The sequence below is a fragment of the Arabiibacter massiliensis genome (genome assembly GCF_902386925.1).
Classification (GTDB): Bacteria; Actinomycetota; Coriobacteriia; order Coriobacteriales; family Eggerthellaceae; genus Arabiibacter; species Arabiibacter massiliensis.
Window position 1 is genome coordinate 1,630,288 of record NZ_LR698996.1, and the last position, 18,428, is coordinate 1,648,715.

At 65.8% G+C, this 18,428-nt stretch carries 11 protein-coding genes; 8 read left to right on the forward strand and 3 right to left on the reverse strand.

Translation table 11 applies throughout. The annotated features are described in order from the left end of the window. Positions 1-29: 29 nt before the first annotated feature. Entirely contained in the window at positions 30-938 is a 909-nt protein-coding gene (locus FX134_RS07010; RefSeq protein ID WP_080799611.1) for a substrate-binding domain-containing protein, read from the reverse strand. Positions 939-1,213: 275 nt separating this feature from the next. Between FX134_RS07010 and FX134_RS07015 the strand changes: the two genes are divergently transcribed. Next, the gene (locus tag FX134_RS07015; protein ID WP_080799616.1) at positions 1,214-1,426 is read left to right on the forward strand and encodes a TOBE domain-containing protein; all 213 of its coding nucleotides are present in this window, start codon (positions 1,214-1,216) and stop codon (positions 1,424-1,426) included. A 79-nt stretch (positions 1,427-1,505) separates the two neighbouring features. Here FX134_RS07015 and FX134_RS07020 read toward each other — a convergent pair whose 3' ends face one another. Together FX134_RS07020 and FX134_RS07025 are read right to left on the reverse strand one after the other, a co-directional pair. Continuing rightward, complete coding sequence (locus FX134_RS07020; RefSeq protein WP_080799619.1) at positions 1,506-2,168, reverse strand: phosphatase PAP2 family protein; 663 nt, start codon at positions 2,166-2,168, stop codon at positions 1,506-1,508. 1 nt (position 2,169) lies between these two features. Continuing rightward, on the reverse strand, positions 2,170-12,906 hold the full coding sequence (locus tag FX134_RS07025; RefSeq protein WP_080799621.1) for an SHIRT domain-containing protein: 10,737 nt from the start codon (positions 12,904-12,906) through the stop codon (positions 2,170-2,172). A gap of 575 nt (positions 12,907-13,481) precedes the next feature. On the opposite strand from FX134_RS07025, the gene FX134_RS07030 reads away from it, so the two are divergent. From FX134_RS07030 to FX134_RS07060, 7 genes are all read left to right on the forward strand, one after another. Beyond that, entirely contained in the window at positions 13,482-14,471 is a 990-nt protein-coding gene (locus FX134_RS07030; RefSeq protein WP_172623411.1) for a transglutaminase-like domain-containing protein, read from the forward strand. Positions 14,472-14,532: 61 nt separating this feature from the next. After that, positions 14,533-15,585: a type II secretion system F family protein gene (locus FX134_RS07035; RefSeq protein WP_080799627.1), complete on the forward strand. Its 1,053-nt coding sequence runs from the start codon at positions 14,533-14,535 to the stop codon at positions 15,583-15,585. A 10-nt stretch (positions 15,586-15,595) separates the two neighbouring features. Further along, on the forward strand, positions 15,596-15,922 hold the full coding sequence (locus FX134_RS07040; RefSeq protein WP_080799630.1) for a hypothetical protein: 327 nt from the start codon (positions 15,596-15,598) through the stop codon (positions 15,920-15,922). Positions 15,923-15,948: 26 nt separating this feature from the next. Then, on the forward strand, positions 15,949-16,449 hold the full coding sequence (locus FX134_RS07045; protein WP_080799632.1) for a DUF4860 domain-containing protein: 501 nt from the start codon (positions 15,949-15,951) through the stop codon (positions 16,447-16,449). 1 nt (position 16,450) lies between these two features. Continuing rightward, on the forward strand, positions 16,451-16,879 hold the full coding sequence (locus FX134_RS07050; protein ID WP_080799635.1) for a hypothetical protein: 429 nt from the start codon (positions 16,451-16,453) through the stop codon (positions 16,877-16,879). Further along, positions 16,876-17,343: a FixH family protein gene (locus FX134_RS07055; RefSeq protein ID WP_080799639.1), complete on the forward strand. Its 468-nt coding sequence runs from the start codon at positions 16,876-16,878 to the stop codon at positions 17,341-17,343. Before FX134_RS07050 ends, FX134_RS07055 begins: the two co-directional genes overlap by 4 nt. 10 nt (positions 17,344-17,353) lie before the next feature. Then, entirely contained in the window at positions 17,354-18,427 is a 1,074-nt protein-coding gene (locus tag FX134_RS07060; protein ID WP_080799642.1) for a type IV pilus twitching motility protein PilT, read from the forward strand. The last annotated feature ends 1 nt before the right edge of the window (position 18,428 follow it).

An 18,428-nucleotide genomic window follows, 5' to 3' on the forward strand; every position in this document is an offset into this window, starting at 1 on the left:
CTGAGCGAGCGCAGCCGCGAAACTGCCTTTTACGCCAGCGCGTCTTCCCAGGTGACGAGCTCGCCGGTGTAGATGGCCTTCACCTGGTCGCTCGTGAGTCCGTCCACGCTCGCGGCCGCGTTCACGATAACCGCGATGCCGTCCTGGGCGATGACCGTGGGCTTCACGCCGGCGGCCGTCTCGGAGTCCTTGAGCTCGCGCGACGCCATGCCGATGTCGCAGGTGCCCTCGACGGCCATGTTCACGCCGGTGGTGGAGTCGGACTGGTTGACCTCGATGGCTACGTCGGGGTTGAGGGCCTTGTACGCCTCGGCCAGCTTCTCCATGACGGGAGTCACCGACGACGAGCCGGCCGCCACGATCTTGCCGCTCTTGCCGGAAGCCGCGTAGGCGGCGCCTTCCCCAACGGCGATGTAGCCGTTCTCCTCGACGATCTTCTGGCCGTCGGCGCTCATGATGAAGCTTACGAAGTCCTGCGCCACCTCGGACAGGCCGTCCTTCGTCACGATGTTGAACGGGCGCGCGATCTTGTACTCGCCGCTCTTCACATTGTCGGCTGTGGGCTGCACGCCGTCGATGTCGAGCGCCTTCACCGTGTCGTTGAGCGAGCCGAGCGAGATGTAGCCGATGGCGTTCTCATCGCTCGCCACGCTGGTCATCATCACCGACGTCGAGTTCGTGATGGCGGCCGACATGGTAGTCATGTCCACCTTCTCACCGCTGGCATCCTTCTCCTCGATGCCGAACAGCTCGACGAACGCGCCGCGCGTACCGGAGCCGTCCTCGCGCGAATACACCGACACCTCGCCGGAGGGCGATGCGACCCCCGCCCCGCCGTCGCTCGCGGAGGCGGCACCGCCCGAGGCGCAGCCGAACATGCCGAACAAACCGAGAGCGAGCACCGTCGCCCCCGCCGCCATCGTCAAACGCTTCTTCATGATCCACCTTTCCCGTATGCGCGCATCAGGCGCATGCCTTATCCGAAGGACGGGCCGCAAGCCCGTTGCAGGAACATGATGGGCAACAACCATCAAAGAAGTGTCGGATGCTGGTCAAAACTGGGTAAATTCTGGCGTTTCCCCTGTTCGTTCAACTATCAGCCGCCTCCACCATTTGAAGGGGCTTTCGCGGTACAATACTGGGCGCAGAAAAGCCCGGCGAACGCGCGGGCTGGGGAGGATCAGGGGAGATCGCGAAAGGACGTCACGTCATCATGAAGCTTTCCGCACGCAATCTGCTGAAGGGGACCATCACCGCCATCCATCCGGGCGCGGTGAACGCCATCGTCATCATGGAGATCGAAGGCGGCCAGACCATCACGTCTACCATCTCGATGGGCTCGCTCAAGGAGCTGCAGCTGGAGGTGGGCAAGGAGGCCTACGCCGTGTTCAAGGCCTCGAGCGTCATCATCGGCGTGGACGATTAGGGGAGCCGGGCGGCGGCGAGGGCAGAGCCCTCGCCCTACGTGAAAACGGGGGCGCGACGCGCCCCCGTTTCCTTTGCTGCTATGCGGCGGCTTGCTGGAGCCGGGCCAGAATGGCGGCCAGCTCCTCCGGCGTCTCGAAGGCGTGCTCCTCCTTCGTCTTCACCACCACCACTTCGCCCTTCCACTCCTTGGGCTCCACGGGGGGCTCCTCGCCATCGGCCGGCTCGGCCGCCGTCTCCGTCAGAGGGACGGTCTCGGCTGCGGCCAGGGGCGTCGTAGGCGCCGCCTCGGAGACGTCGGGCGCCTGGCTCTCAGCCGGGGCTTCGAGCTGCGCCTCCTCGTCGCGCTGCTCGGCATCGAACTTCTCGGTGCGCACGAGGTACTTCACGTCGAACTCATCCAAGTCGGGCTCGTCGGCACGCGTGAAATCGTACTTCAGGTTGTACAGCACGGCGGCGATGTCGTCCTGCGTGGGCTCCTCGCCTTGGAAGGCCAGCAGCCCCGCCTCGGAGTTGAACAGCGCGCGGTCGGACACGTACACCGTGCGCACGCGCTGCCGACGCTTCTTCTCGGCGAAGTGGATGCCCGTCGAAAGGCCGATGACCAGGGCCCAGTACACGATGGCAAGCACCAGGTCGAAGGGGTCGTCCACGAAGTTGAACCCCAGGTAGTACCACAGCCAGAGGAACGCGCCCGCGGCAACGGCCAGCACCGCCATGATGATCCAGTTGCTCTTCTTCATGCTAGGCCTCCTTCCCTTCCGTCGCGAAGGGCGCGGCGGGAGCCGCCGCGTCGGCGGTTTCGTCCTCGATGCCCAGTACGTCGTTCTCGAAGCCCTTCAGCTTGTGCGTGAAGTTCATGCGGCGCACGAGCACTGCCGCGCCGTAGACCAGCGTGACGATGATGCCCAGGATGAGGTACCAGTGCACCCAGCAGTTCACCCGGTCGTAGCCCGCGAGCGGGTTGCCGTTGTCGTCGATGACCTGCTCCTCGGGCGCGGCCTCGGGGCCGGCCAGCGGCGTCACGGCGTCCTCAAGCGCGTTGATGACGTCCGCCACCACCGGAGGCGTGGCCTCCGGAATCACCCCAGGAGGCGTCGGCGTCGTCGGCGTCGTCGGCGTCGCAGGCGTCGGGGTTGCCGGCGGGGTCGTGGGCGTCGGCGGCGTCACCGGTGTTGCCGGCACGGCCGCAGACGTGTACACCGCCGTGTACACCGCATTACCGGTCACCGTAGGAACCGCAGTGCCGGCGTACACGGTGCCGTCCTCGGCGCGCCATCCGGCGAACGTGTAGCGCAGGCCGTCCTCGTCGGCGCGCGTCGGATCGGCGGGAGCGTTCACCGCATCGCCGTAGCCGTACGTGCCCGTGCCGAGCTCGGTATCGTTGTAGTCCACGAAGCGCACCACGTACTCGGCGGCCTCGAATGTCCAGTCGCCCGTGATGGTGACGTTGCCCTCCACCGTGAAGTCGCCCGTACTCCAGCCGCCGAACGTCCAGGTGCCCGTGGCGTCGCTCACCTGCGTGCCGGCGGCGAACTGGGTGTCAACCGTGAACGCGTCGCCGTAGGCGAACGTGCCGCCGACCGGGATGACCGCCGTCGCGGGCGGGTTCGTCCAGTTGTACACCACCGTGTACTCGGCAGCCTCGTACGTCCAGCCGCCGGTCAGCACCACGTCGGCATCGCCCATGACGCCGGCGTTCGGGTCGGTCCACCCGCTGAAGGTGTAGACGCCGGTGGCATCCGTCACCTGGTAGCCGTTGTAATAGGCGGCGTCGGCCGCGTAGGGCTGACCCTTCACCAGGCCGCCCAGCGAAGCGGGAAGCTGCGCGCCCGCAGGCACGGTGCCCGTCCACTCGTAGCTCACCTGATGCTGCGCCACCGCCACCGGCTCGTAGCTCCAAGCGCCGGTGATGGTCACGTCGGCGTCGCCCATCGTCTGCTGGCCCGTCTGGCTCCAGCCGCTGAAGATATAGCGACCGTCCACGTTGCCGAAGGCGTCGGTATGGTCAACCGTCATGCCCGCGGCGAACGCGTTGTCAACCGTATAGGTCTGGCCCTTCACCAGGCCCTCGATGCCGCTGGGAAGCTGCACGCCAGCAGGAACGTTCCGGGTGCCCCAATCGTAGCCGACCGCATGCTTTGCCACATCAACCTGCGCGTAGCTCCACGCGCCGGCCACCGTGACATCGACGTCGCCCATGGTTCCATTGTTCGGGTCGGTCCAGCCCTGGAACGTCCAGATGCCGTCCACGTTGCCGTACTGATCGAGGTGATCCACCGTCATGCCGGGGGCATAGGCGGTATCGATCTGGTACGACTGGCCCTTCACCAGGTTGCTGATTGCGGCCGGAAGCGCTTGCTCATACGCGCCGTCAGGCACGTCGCCCGTCCATACGTAGTTCACGTTGCGCTTCACCACGTCCACCGACTCGTACGTCCACGAACCGGAGACGGTCACGCCGCCTTCCGCCATCGTGCCCTCATGGGGATCGTTCCAGCCCTGGAACGTCCAGGTGCCGTCCACGTTGCCGTACTGGTCGAGGTGGTCCACCTTCGTCTCGCCCGCCACGAACGTGGTGTCGACGGTATACCCCTGGCCCTTTACATAGGTGGCGGAATCCGTCGGCAGAGCCCGCTCGTAGTCGCCGTCGGGGGCGTTCGTCCACACGTACGTCACGCCGTAAGCGGGCACGTCCTGAGGCACGAGCGTCCAAGCGCCGGTGATGACCACGTCGGCATCGCCCATCGCCTGCTGGCCCGTCTGGCTCCAGCCGCTGAAGGTGTAGATGCCATCCACGTTGCCGTACTGATCGTAGTGCGGAACGCTCGTCTCACTCGTGAACTTCGCGTCCACCGTATAGGTCTGGCCCTTCACCAGGCCGTCCACAGCAGCGGGAAGCTCCGCGCCGGCGGGCACGTCGCCCGTCCACTCGTAGCTCACCTGATGCTGGGCCACCGCAACCGACTCGTAAGCCCACGAGCCGGTCAGGGTCACGCCGCCTTCGAGCATGACGCCCGCGCCCGGATCGTTCCAGCCGCTGAACGTCCAGCGGCCGTTCACGTTGCCGTACGCGTCGGTGCTCTCCACCGTCGTCCCCTGGGCGAAGGTCGTATCAACCGGATAGCCCTCGCCCTTGACGTAAGCGTTGGGGTTCGTGGGCAGCGACTGGACGTAGGCACCCGTGGGCGCACCCGTCCATTCGTACCTCACGCCGTAGGTTTGCACGTCCTCGCTTTGATACGTCCACGTGCCGGTGATCGTCACGTCAGCGTCGCCCATGGTTCCGTTGTTCGGGTCGATCCACCCGTTGAAGGTATACGTACCCGTCACGTTGCCGTACTGGTCGACCGTGTTCACCGGCTGGTAGACGGTGGGATCGACCGTGTACGGCTGACCCTTCACCAGGCCCTCGACGCCTGCGGGCAGCGAGTACGCAGCCAAGATCTCGGGAGCGGCCTGGCCCCAGTCGTATTTCACCTGATGCGTCGGAACCGCTATCTCCTCATAGGCCCACGCGCCCGTCACCGTGACGTCGGCTTCGCCCATGGTGCCAGCGTTCGGATCGCTCCAGCCCTGGAACGTCCAGGTGCCGTCCACGTTGCCGTACTGGTCGAGATGGTCCACCGTCATGCCGGGGGCGTAGGCGGTGTCGATGTCGTAGGGCTGATTCTTCACCAGGTCGCGGATGGCGGCGGGGAGCGTTGGGGCGTAGGCGCCGCCCGGAACGTCGCCCGTCCACTCGTAGTTCACCTGATGCTTCGCCACCTCGGCCGCCTCGTAGCTCCACGAGCCGGAAACCGTCACATCGGCCTCGCCCATGATTCCGTTGTTCGGGTCGGTCCAACCCTCGAACGTCCAGGTGCCGTCCACGTTGCCGTAGGCGTCCTTATGATCCACGGTGTAGCCCGCGGCATAGGTGGCGTCAACCGCGTAGCCCTGGCCCTTCACATACTGCGCGCCATCCACCGGCAGGGTCTGCTCGTATTCGCCGTCGGGCGCGTTCACCCAGACGTAGGCAACGCCATGCGCAGGCACCGCCACGTCGCTGTAGCTCCACGAGCCGGTGATGACCACGTCGGTGTCGCCCACGGTGCCGCCAGCGGGATCGTTCCAACCGCTGAACGTGTAGCGGCCGTTCACGTTGCCGAACTCGTCATGCGTCTCGATGACGGTCTCATTAGTATAGGTGCCGTCCACCTCGTAGCCCTGGCCCTTCACCAGGCCGCTCACGGAAGCGGGCAGCTGCGCGTCGGCCGGCACGTCCTGAGTGCCCCAGTCGTAGCTCACCGTGCGCTTGGCCACGTCCACCGGCGCGTAGGTCCACGAGCCCGTAACGGTCACGCCGCCCTCCACCATGACGCCGCCGTGCGCGTCGTTCCAGCCGCCGAACGTCCAGGTGCCGTTCACGTTGCCGTACGCGTCGTAGGTGTTCACAGGCTGGTACTCCGTGGCGTCCAGCGGGTAGTTCTGGCCGCGCACGTAGGTTCCGCTGTCCACGGGCAGCTGGTAGACGGCGGCCACTTCGACGGCCACATCGCCCCAGTCGTAGGTGACGCCGTAAGCGGGCACCTCGACCGGCGTGAAGCTCCACGAACCGGTGATGGTCACGTCGGACGTGCCCATGACGCCCACGCCCGGATCGTTCCAGCCGCTGAACGTGTAGTAACCGTTCAGGTTATGGTAGGCATCGAACGCATCGATGCGCGTGCCGGCGGCGTACTCGGCGTCAACCGGATAGGTCTGACCCGGCACGTACTGGTCGAAGTCCTGCGGCAACGTCACGCCCGCGGGGATGTTCTCCGTCCCCCAGTCGTAGGCGACGCCGTGCTTCTGAACCGGCGTGGCGGCGTAGATCCACTCGCCCGTGATGACGACGTCTCCGTCGCCCATCGTGCCGGCGTTCGGATCGTTCCAGCCGCCGAACGTCCAGACGCCCTTCACGTTGCCGTAGGCGTCGAGGTCGTTGATGGTGGAGGCGTTCGTGAACGTAGTGTCCACCGGATACGTCTGGCCGGGCACGTAGGCGTTCGCGTCGATGGGCAGCACCGGGGCGTTCTGGCCCGTGGGTGCTCCCGTCCACTCGTAGGAGACGTTGTGGGCGTCCACGTCCTGAGAGGCGTAGCTCCACGCGCCCTCGATGGTCGCGCCGCCTTCCACCATGACGCCCGCATGCGCGTCATGCCAGCCGAGGAACGTCCAGGTGCCGTCCACGTTGCCGTACTGGTCGAGGTGATCCACGGTGTCGCCCGCCACGAACGTGGCATCAACCGGGTAGCCCTGGCCCTTCACATACGTATTGGGATCGGTGGGCAGCGTCTGCTCGTAATCGCCATCAGGCGCGTTCGTCCACTCGTAGGTGACGCCGTAAGCGGGCACGTCCTGAGGCACGAGCGTCCAGGTGCCGGTGATGGTCACGTCGGCATCGCCCATCGTCTGCGTGCCGGTCTGGCTCCAGCCGCCGAATGTGTAATGGCCGTCCACGTTGCCGTATTGATCGAGATGAGGAATGCTCGTCTCGCTCGTGAACTGCGCGTCCACGTTGTAGTCCTGGCCGTTCACCAGGCCCGTTATGGGTTGCGGAAGCGTCTGTGCGTAATCGCCCTCGGGCACGTCGCCCGTCCACTCGTAAGTCACCTTGTGCTGGGCGACCACCACGGACTCGAATGTCCACGTGCCCTTGATGACCACGCCGCCTTCGACCATCGTGCCGCTCGTGTTCTCATCGGTCCAACCGCTGAACGTGTAGCGGCCGTTCACGTTGTTGTAAGCGTCATGCGTCTCGATGACGGTTTCGCTCGTGTAGGCGGTATCGATGTCAGCCCGATAGTCCTGGTTCAACGTGTAGTACGTATCGTTCACCGGCAGCGTCTCGCCGGCCGGCACCGGGCCGTCCCACTCGTAGGTCACGCGCGCCTGGGGGATGGTGTTCTCCGTATGCGTCCACGTGCCCGTGATGGTGCGCGAGCCCGTCACCGTGAAGTCGCCCGTGTCCCAACCGCTGAAGGTGTAGACGTCGGTCACGTTGCCGAATTCATCCGTCAGCTCGACGCGCGTGTCCGCCGTATACTCCGTGTCCACGGTGAAAGCGTCGCCATGGTCGAACGTGCCGCCGGTGGGCAGCACCGCGTCGGCGGGTGCCTGATCGGCGTTCCACTGATACGCGACCTCATAGGAGTTCAGCGTGCCCTTGGCGTACAGCGACAGCGCGCGGCCCTCGCCGAAGAGCGCAAGATCCAGTCCATCGCCAGGCGTCACAGCGGTGCCGTCGAAGGCGGCCGCCGTGTTCCACGAAGCCTCGTAGGTATAGCCTTCCGGCGTGGGCAGGGCCTGCGCGGAAAGGTCGGAGATGAGGCCCATGCCGGCGGGCAGCAGGCTCGTGCCGCCGTCGACGTTCGCGACGGGAACGGTACCCACCTGGGCGAGCTCCGGCAGCGCCTGCTCGGTTCCGCCGGTCACGTCGAAGTAGCTCACCGTGTACTTGGGCGTGAGGTAGATGTCCACCGTGCTGTTGCCGGCCACGTTGGACAGCGTTGCGCCGGAGCCTCCAGCCACGGCGTCGCCGCCGTCGGAGCGCACGACCTTGTTCAGCACCCAGTCGGCGCTGCTGTTCTGCACCGCGAGCGACACGAAGTTCTCCGCCTGCCACGCGAAGTACAGCTGCTCGGTCACGCTGCGCGACGTACCCTGATAGCGGGTGATCGCGTTGCCCGTCAGCTGCGCGTGCTCGACGTTTCCGGCAGCATCAAGGTAGTGCGTACGCACCGTCACCATACCCTGGCGGATAGCCGAGTAATTCTCGCGACTGGCGTTGTTCACCGACACGTCGCCATCGGAAAGCGATCCGGACTCCACGGTAGTCGTGTAGTACACGCTTACGCGCTTCTCCGCGGCTTCGCTGTTGGTCCTATCCCAATAATAGAAGTTCTGCGTGGTGGATTGCGAGGCGCCGTCGATGCCCTTCTCCGTAGTCGTTATGGATTCGGGCATCCAATCGAGGCGCTGAGTCGTATCGTTTTTGTCACCCAGGAAGTTATCGCCGGCCTTCACCTCGAACTTCGACGGAACGCCCTCCGGATGCACCCGGATGAACTCGACCGTCGAAGGGTTATCGGGGTCGGCGTACTGCTGCGCAAGATAGATCGCCTCGTACACGTCGACCCAGATGGCGTAGACGGTTTTGCTCTCGTCCATCGTGAGCTCGGTAAGCGGCTCGAGGGAATTCGGGTCGGCAGACCAGCCCTTGAACGTGGCGCCGCCGTTGGAGAGGCCGTCGCCCGCGGCGAATTCGGTGATGGTCGTGCCCTTGTCCACCTGCTGGTCGGCCGGCTTTATGCCGCGGCCGCCGTTCAGGTCGTACGTGAGCGTGGCCTGCTCGGTCCACTGGGCGTACAGCACGTCGTCCTCAGCCGTCAGCCGATACGTCGCGCCGGGGGCATAGGGCACGCCCGCGCCGTCGGCCTTGGTGTTCCAGCCGGTGAACTTGAAGTCCGTGCGCGTGAAGCCGTTCTCGGCCACCGAAACATCTCCGTCGGTGACGCCTGCGGTGGGAGTCATCGCGCCTGTGCCGTGATTGGCATCGTAGACCAGCGCGTCGGCGTCGGGCGTATAGTACAGCTTCAGCACGAGCGAGCCGTTGCCCGCCACCGTGCCGGACGCCACCGTGGTCATGCCGTTTTCGTTGAAGTTAGGCTGGTAGGTGTAGCCGGGGATGCTCAGCGCCTCGGCCTGCACCGTCGTGCCCGTGGTCGCCGCAAGCTGCAGCGGCTGGCCCACCAGCGTCGCAGTCGAGCCGTCGGCGCTTACCTTGTAGTGCTCCACCGTATAGGCGGTTCCGTCGTTGGGCGCCCACTGGGCCGTGAACACCACGCTGCGGCCCGGCATGGCGAAGGAGCCGTCGGCTTCGACGGCCACATCTTCAGTCGTCCAGCCCGCAAACGAGTAGCCCGGCTTGGCGACGATGCCCGTGTCCGCGAGGCTCTTCTGCGCTACCGTATCGCCCTTGAAATAGCTGCCGTCGACGAAATCCGCGCCCTCGCCCTGGTCGCCCGCCCTGTAGGTGACGGTGCGGGCGCCTTCAGGAGACACGTGGTAGCGGATGGTCTCCCCGCCCTGAATGACGTGGGAATCCAAGCTGGCAAGAGGCTCCCAGCCGCCCGCGCCGTCGGACACTTCCATCCCGTAGTCCGCGTACTTGTCCTTCTCCGGCGTGAGATCGTACGCCGTGGCGGCAAGCTGCTTCAGCTCGTCTTCGCTATAGCCCGATTTGCTGTCGGAGGTGATCGTTTTCGCGTGAGCGCTCTCGGCACCCGCCGTGGACAACGCGCCCGCTTCAGTCAGCACGTAGGCAGTGCCGTTCAAATCATAGAACCACACCTCCACCGTGGCCTGGTTGGCCGTCCAGGTGCCCGTGAAGGCCACGTTCCCGGCGGGCATGGTGAAGGAGCCGTCCTCGACGGCCGCATCGCTCGTGGTCCAACCGGCGAACGTGTAGCCGGGGGCCGTAGCGCCGGGCGCAACGTCGACCGCCGCGCCGTACTTATGATAGGAAGGCGCAGGAACCTCGCTGGCGCCTTCGGGCGTACGATCGAACGCGTACGTTACCTCGTAGCTGTTCCGCTCGTAGTACACGTTGACAACCGTGCTGCCGTCGGCGGCGATGGTCTTCTGCTCGACTGCCTGCGCCGTAAAGCCCTCCGGAGCCGTCGCGACGGCCGCAGTCAGCTCGCCGGCGATGCCTTCCACTGTCTGATCGGGCAGCAACGGAAGATCCTGGCTGTACTCGTCGTTGTCGATGTTCTGGAACCAGTGCCTCACGGTGTAGTCGGCCGCAGCGGAGACGTAGTAGAACGTGAGCTCCTTGCCGTAGGCGTCCAGCGTGATGCTCTGGGTGCTCTCGCCCACCACTTGGTATCCGCGGATGTCGGCCGCGCTCTCCTGGATCTCCGTTCCGAAGGTCTGATTCTCCACCACCTTGTCGTCGGCCACCGGGGTCGTCGTTCCCTCAAGGTAGTAGTGCACGGTGTAGGAGACGTCGCGGGCGATGTCGTAGTACAGCTTGAGCACCGTCGGGTTAGACGCATCGGCCGAGACCAGCGCGCTCGCTACAGAAAGATTCTCGTTGTAGAGGTATCCCTCGGGAGCCTCCTCGGCACCGTTCCACTTCACTATCTCTGTGTTGGCGAATCCCGACACGCTCGATAGACGATCAGGGGTGCTCGAGAAAGTGCCGTCGGCCTTCTGATAGTAATAGTGCACCTGCACAGGGATGGGCGTCCCGGGCTCGACTTTCTTGGCCCACTGCGCAACGAACACCAGCTCGTTGCCCTCAGACGCATGCGCGGCAACTTCTTCGATATTCAGCACAGAGCCCGGATAGTAGGTATCGTTGCCGCCCTGCAGCTTCCAGCCGAGAAATACCTCGCCGTCCTTCGAAGGCATCGCGCCGGCAACCATGAGCTGCTTGTTGCTGACAAAATCGTAGGTAGCGGAATCCGTCGGAGCGTTTGTCCCGCCGTTCGCATCGTACTTCACCTGGTACTGAATGAGCGAGGCGCTGATATCGAGTGTCTGCAGCGGATTACCCGATCCCAGAGGAGGCACCATGCAGTAAAGCCAGCCGTCCCTTTCCTTCAACGAAGGTTTTTCGCCATTGAGCAGGATCTGCAGGTTCTCATAGCCCGCCTCAAGCTTCACCCTGAAAATGGGGAAGTAATTAGTCTGGACGGGCAAGTAGTTGGCAACACTCTCGAAACCGCCTCCATCGATGGGGCTCTTCTCGAGAACGACCCCCGAAGTGTAGCGCGGGATGACTTCTTGCCAGGTAGACGCACGGAAGTTGCCCGAGGTGATAACGATATCGTCTTTCGCGCCTTGCACGACGATATCGTAGGAGAACTGGCGCGAAGAATCATCCCAGCCCGAAATGGATTTCAGCTCGATGCCAACGCGCACACCCGTCGAAAGCGTGGTTTCGGCCCTTGCCCCCACGCTAAACGCCGTAGGAACGTTGAGGGTCTCGCCGTTGATAGACAGGGCGTCCAGCCGCCAGTCGTACTCATACACCATACTCGGCGCCGAGGTCATGTTTACCGTGAACGTCACGCCATCGGAAGGCACCGGGAACGTTTGATTCGGGCTGAAACTTGCCGAATGGAAGTTTTGCAGTCCGCGATCGGCAACGCTGAATGCCAGAGAATCGTTTTGCACGTACTCGACGTTGATGACCGCATCGCCGTCAATGCCATCAACCTGGTAGAGATAGCCGTTCGATGAGACAGGCGCTCCGTTGCAGGATACGTTTGCGTGGTAACCGTAAGCCACGTCAACGCGGAAGTTGAGCTGTTCGCCCGCATTGAGGGAAGCGGGGCCGTCGACGGAATTGCCCGCGATACCGCTCGCGCCCGATTCGCTGTAGGTTATCTGATATTTCTGAACATACGGACCATACACAAGCTGAATGGACTTGCCGTCTTCAAGGCGCATGGCAACGCCGGAATCCAGGTCACCCTCCGCCGTGTAGAACACCGAGCCGCCCATCTCGCCGGCAAACACGATAGGATTGTTGTCCACAAAGGCATTCTTGAACGAATAGCCGTCCTTCGCCGGGACGTTATCGGCAATAACGCCGCCGGGGAGCATGCCTTGCTCCGTGCTCACCGTCTGGCCGTTCTCGTCCGTGTACACGAACGTCACCGGAACAGAGCCCGTCGTGACAGAGCGCAACGCGGAATTGGAGGGCGCGGCGGCCACCTCGGGCGCGGCGGCCTCTGTGGCGGCGTCGGTGCTGTCGGCTTCGATCTTGGTGTCGTTGGTGATGGGGTCGGCCTTGGGGGTGTCGGTTTCAGGCTCCGGGGATTCGGATTCCTTCGCCTTGGCCTCCACCTTGACGGTGAGCTTGCTGGTCACCTGGTCGGCGGGCACCTTGTACTCGCCGGTCTGCTCATCGGCGGTCAGCTCGGCCTCCACGCCCTCGATGACGGTTTTCACCGCGTCGATCTCAAAGCCCTCGTCGGCGTGGACGAAGAACGCGAGCTCCTTGTTCAGGGGGAAGTTGAACGTTTCGGCAGGCAGCGCAATGTCCTGGCCCAGATACGTTATGTAGGCGTGCTCGAAGTCCAGGCCCACCACGGCCACGCCGGGTTCGGCGGGCTCGACAGGGGCAGGCTCATCGACGGCCGGCTCGTTGCTGGAAGGCGCGCTGGGCGTTTCGGTGACGGCGGGCGTCTCGGTGACGGTCGCGCTCGGCTCCTCGGTGACCGCAGGCTCCACGGGCTCGGTTTCCACAACGGGCTCGTCGATGACTTGCGGCGTCTCTTCGGAGAGCAGCGCGGGCTCGTCGCTGGGCGCGTCGCCTTCGGCGGCGATCGCGAAGGAGGTCAGGTTCGAGAACGAGAGCACCATGACCACGGCCATGAAGACGGCCAGGGCCTTGCCCTCGAAGGTGTTCCGCGCGTCGCAGAATTTTTCCAGCATGCTCATCCGTATCACCGAATCCTTTTGGCTCAGCCTATGGGGCTTTCGCCGCCCTCGCGGGGCTCCGCTTACATCACGATTCGCTCATACGTTGGTGCACATGCCGGGGTACGCGTTTTCACGTGGTAGATCCACCCTGGTTTGAGACAGGGTAAAATCCAAGTATTATTTTACCATATGAGCGGCTTTTTCGGAGGCCTTTTAAGCTTGCCGAACAGCCCTTTTATGCAGGCTCTTCCATAATTGCTGTCCAGACGCCCGCAAATGTGGAGAAGGGCGGAAAATCTTCTCCTCCCCTCATCTGAAAGTTGAGGCCTGCGGGCCGCTCGACCCGTTTCAACCGTACATTTGCCGGCTGGCGCCGCGGGAGATCCTTCGACTCCGGCGGCTACGCCGCCTCCGCTCAGGATGACAAGGAGGGGGGGCGGCCGTCGCAGAACGACGGGGGCGTCGGAGGCGTCGGATGTGTATAAGAGACGGCGGGAGGACGTGCGGGGGGCTTTGCGGGGGACGCGGTATAATGAGGAGCCAGCATCGGCCGCCGCATGCGGGGACCGCCCGACCGACCGAAGGATCCGCCCGTGAAACGCCTTGGCGCGCGCAGATATCGCCTGGCGACGGCGACGCGCCGCGCCTCTGTCGTCGCGCTCGCGTTCGCGCTCGCGCTCACGTCGCTCGCGGGCTGCGCGGGAGCCGGCGGCGGCACGGCGGCAGGAGAAACCCGCCCCGGAGCCGCGAACGACGAGGGCACCACGAGCGGTCCCACCTTCGAGCGCCCGCCCCTGGCCGCCTCCGAGCTCGACGCCGACGCCGCCACCGCCGACCACGACAGCCTCATCGACGTCTCGCACGCCGCGCAGGGCTACGTGGCCGCCTCCGCGCAAAACGAGAACCGCATGAAGCTCCTGGTTTCCAAGGACGGCCAGCAGTACAACTACGACCTGCCCGGCGACGGCACGCCCCTGGCGGCCCCCCTCAACATGGGCGACGGCGCCTACGAGGTGAGCGTCATGCAGAACACCAGCGGAAACAGCTACGTGGCCGTGAACAGCGTGACGGTGGACGTCGCCATGGACAGCGAGTTCGAGCCCTTCCTGCGCCCCAACGTGTTCTGCGACTACGACGAGGACAGCGCCTGTGTGGCCAAGGCCGACGAGCTGGCCGCCGGCGCCCAGAACCAGGGCGATGTCCTGCGCGCCATCTACGACTGGATAACCGCCAACATCTCCTACGACACGGCCAAGGCCCAGCAGCTGGCCGACGCCACCGGCTACGTGCCCGACCCCGACGCCACGCTCTTTGCCGGCACGGGGGTCTGCTTCGATTACGTGAGCCTGGGGGCCGCCATGCTGCGCAGCCAGGGCATTCCGACGAAAATCATAACCGGTTACGTTTCCCCCGATGAGGTTTACCACGCCTGGAATTTAGTATATCTTGATGGAAGCTGGAAGAGCGTGCAGGTGGACGTCGAGGCGAACACGTGGACGCGCATCGACCTCACGTTCGCCGCCGGCGGCGCGACGCAGTACGTGGGTGACGCGAAGGAGTACACCGATCGCTTCACCTACTGACGCGCGCGGCTGCGGGCAGGCGGGACCGAGGGTGCTTTGACGACAAGGAGCGAGTGAGATTATGGCCGAAACCGTGCTTGAGAGCAGCGCCGTGAGCGCGTTCTGCGAAAGCGCCGCCATCATGCTGGCCGCCGGCATCCAAACCGACGAAGCGGTGAGCCTGCTGGGCGACAACATGGCGGGCGGCCCGTTCAAGCGCGCCTGCGACGCGGTGTACGCCCGGCTCATCGGCGGCGACTCGCTCGCCGTGGCGATGGAGCGCTCGGGCGCCTTCCCCCGCCATGTGGTGGACATGGTGGGCGTGGGCGAGGTGTCGGGCCGCTTGGAGCCCACGCTGCGCACGCTGGCCGTGTACTACGACGAGGAGGGGCGCCTGTTCTCGAAGATGCGCTCGAGCGTGGTCTACCCGGCGGCGCTCCTGTGCGTGATGTCGGTGATCCTGGCGTTCACCGTGGCCGTCATCCTGCCGGTGTTCGTGGACGTGTACGAGAGCCTGGCGGGCGGCCTCGTGGCCGGATCGTTCAACGCGGTGAGCGCGGCCATCGGCATAGGCTGGGCGGCGCTCGCCATCACGCTCGCGTGCACCGTGGCCGTGCTGGCGGCGGCCGTGGCCATGCGCAGCGAAGGCGGGCGGCGCGGCCTCATGTCGCTTGCCGAGAAGCTGCCCTTCACGCGCAGCACCATGTACCAGCTGGCCTTGAGTCGCTTCACGTCGGCGCTCGCCACCTACGTGGCCTCGGGAATCGATACCGACACGGCCATGAAGGAGGCCGTGGCCATGGTGGACCACCGCGCGCTGCGCGCCAAGCTGGAGGCCGCGCGCGGCACCATGCTCGATGTGGCCGCGCCGAAGAGCCTGGCCCAGGCCATCTCCGAGGGCGATGTGTTCGAGCCCGTGTACGCGCGCATGCTCACCATCGGCGCGCGCTCCGGCAGCACCGAGGACGTGCTGGGGCGCCTCTCGCTCACGTTCTTCGACGACGCCATCGTGCGGATGGACCGCCTGGTGGACGGCGTGGAGCCGGTGCTGGCGGCGTTCCTCACCGTGGCCGTGGGCGCCACGCTGGTGTCGGTCATGCTGCCGCTCATCGGCATCATGGGATCGATAGGCTAGGAGGACGGCCGTGTACCGCGAGCGAACGGCACAGCAGCGCAAACGCCGCCGGAACGTCCGGTGGGCGGCGCTCGCGCTCGTGCTGGCGCTGGCCGTGGGCGGATGGTTCGCGGCGGGCGCCATCGGCCAGAACCTGCGCGAGCAGGGAGCGGCCTCCGTGCGCGACGCCATCCTGGACAGCGCGAAGCAGTGCTGCGCCATCGAGGGCGCCTACCCCGCCTCGCTCGAGCACCTCGAGCAGGGCTACGGGCTGCGCGTGAACCGCAGCGACTACGTGATCACCTACGAGGTGTTCGCCGACAACGTGATGCCGAGCGTGGTGGTGGTGCCGCGATGACGGACGAGCAGAGCGAGGACGCGGTTATGGAGGCATTGACCAGCAGGGGCATCGCGCGGCGCGCCGAGGGCGGGCAGGGCTTCGGCCGCCTGTTCACGGTGCTTCTGTTCGCGCTGTTCGTGGTTGCGCTGCTCATCGCCATCATGGCGGGCACCGGCCTGTACCGCGCGCTCGTGGACGTGCGCGACGCGGCCGACTCCTCGCGCCTGGCCACCGGCCTCATCGCCAACAGCGTGCGCGCGGCCGACGCCGTGGACGCGGTGGGCGCGGGACAGGGCCCCGAGGGCCGCTCGCTCGTGCTCACCGAGCGGCTGGACAGCGGCACGTTCGAAACCCGCATCTACGCCTACCAGGGCTTCATCGTGGAGGAGTACGCGCTCGACGACGCGCCCTACACGCCCGAGAAGGCCACGCGCATCGTGGCGTCCGAGCGCTTCGCGTTCTCCTACGAGAACGGCCTGCTGGTCGTGCAGACCGACGACGGCGACGCCAGCATCGCGCTGCGCAGCGTGAAGGGAGGTGCCTGACATGGCGAAGCCCCGCGAATCGCTGCTGGCCGCGCGCCGGCGGGCCGACACCGCCTGGCACGGCACCGCCTTCGTGGTGGAGGCGCTCGTGCTGCTGCTGTTCCTGGCGTTCGCGCTGGCGATGTTCATGCAGCTGTTCGGCGCCGCCCACGCCCGCGGCGTGGAGGAGCGCGCGCTCACGCAGGCCGTGCTTCTGGCCACCAACAGCGCCGAGGAGTTCGCGGCCGCGCCCGCCGAGGGCGCGCAGACCGCCGAGGGCGAAGACGGCCTTGTGGTGGAGCGCGAGGTCACGGGCGAGAAGATGGCGGGCGGCACGCTGTACGAGGCCATCATCACCGTGCGGCGGGACGGCGACGAGGTGTACCGGCTGGAGACGTCGCGCTACGCGAGCGACGGAGCGGCCCGGACGCGAGGGGGCGATGCGGCATGACCGCGAGCGGAAGAGGGTCGGTGCGCATCGGGCCCATCAGCCTGTTCGCCCTCGTCATCATCCTGTGCCTGGCCGTGATGGCCGTGCTCGCGGTGACGACGGCGCAGGCCACCTACGCGGCGGCTGAGCGCCAGGCGTCGTTCACCGCCGACACCTACGCCAACGAGCGCGCGGCGCAGGAGCTCGCGTCCGAGGTGGACGCGACGCTCGCCGGCGTGCGCGCGAAGGGCGGCGGCCTGGACGACGCGCTCTCGGCCCTGAAAGGCGCGCTCCCCGCGGGCGCGTCCCTCGACGGGCGGACCGTGAGCGCGCATTTCACGACGGAAAGCGGTCGTTCGCTCGACATCGAGCTGGAGATACAGGCGGACGCGACGTACAAGGTAACCGCATGGAAGGCGACCACGCTGTGGACGGACGACGGCGCGGGAGAGACGCTGTGGTCGGGCGCAGCGCAAACACGATAGGAGCCATGAGATGAAACTTGAAGAGCTGCTGCGCGAGATGGTGGGCGTGAAGGCGTCCGACATCTTCATCATCGCCGGCCTGCCGCTTGCCTACGAGGTGAGCGGGCGGCAGATCCGCCTGGACACCGCGCCGCTCATGCCGGCCGACACCCAGACGTTCGTGCATGCCATCTACGAAGTGTCCGGCCGCAGCATGCAGCGGTTCGAGGAGAACGGCAACCACGACGACGACTTCTCGTTCGCCATCGCGGGCGTGGGGCGCTTCCGCGCGAACATCTTCCGCCAGCGCGGGTCGTTCGGCGCGGTCATCCGCGTCATCCCGTTCGGCCTGCCCGACCCAGCTGAGTACCACATCCCGCCCGAGGTGCTGCGCCTGGCCGGCCTGCAGAAGGGGTTGGTGCTGGTCACCGGCCCGGCGGGCGCGGGCAAGTCCACCACGCTCGCCTGCATCATCGACAAGCTGAACCACGAGCGCGCGGGGCACATCATCACCATGGAGGACCCCATCGAGTACGTGCACAAGCACGGCAGCTGCATCGTCACGCAGCGCGAGGTGCCCACCGACATCGCCACCTACGGCGAGGCGCTGCGCTCGGCCATGCGCGAATCGCCCGACGTCATCCTGCTGGGCGAGATGCGCGACTACGAGACCATCGGCACTGCGGTGACCGCCGCCGAGATGGCGCAGCTGCTATTCAGCACGCTGCACACTACGGGCGCGGCCGGCACGGTGGACCGCATCATCGACGCCTTCCCCGCCTCGCAGCAGCGCCAGATCCGCATGCAGCTGTCCATGGTGCTCGAGGCCATCGTGTCGCAGCAGCTCGTGCCCACCGTGGACGGCGAGGTGGTGCCCGCCTTCGAGATCATGGTCACGAACACGGCCATCCGCAACCTCATCCGCGAAGAGAAGACCCACCAGATAGACAGCGTGATAGCCGCCGGCGCCTCCGAGGGCATGCGCACGATGGACCAGAGCCTGTTCGACCTGGTGAAGAGCGGCCGCGTGGCCAAGGAGATGGCACTGCAGTACAGCATCCACCAAGAGGCCCTGAAGAAGCGCTTCGAAGCCGAAGGGATGTAGA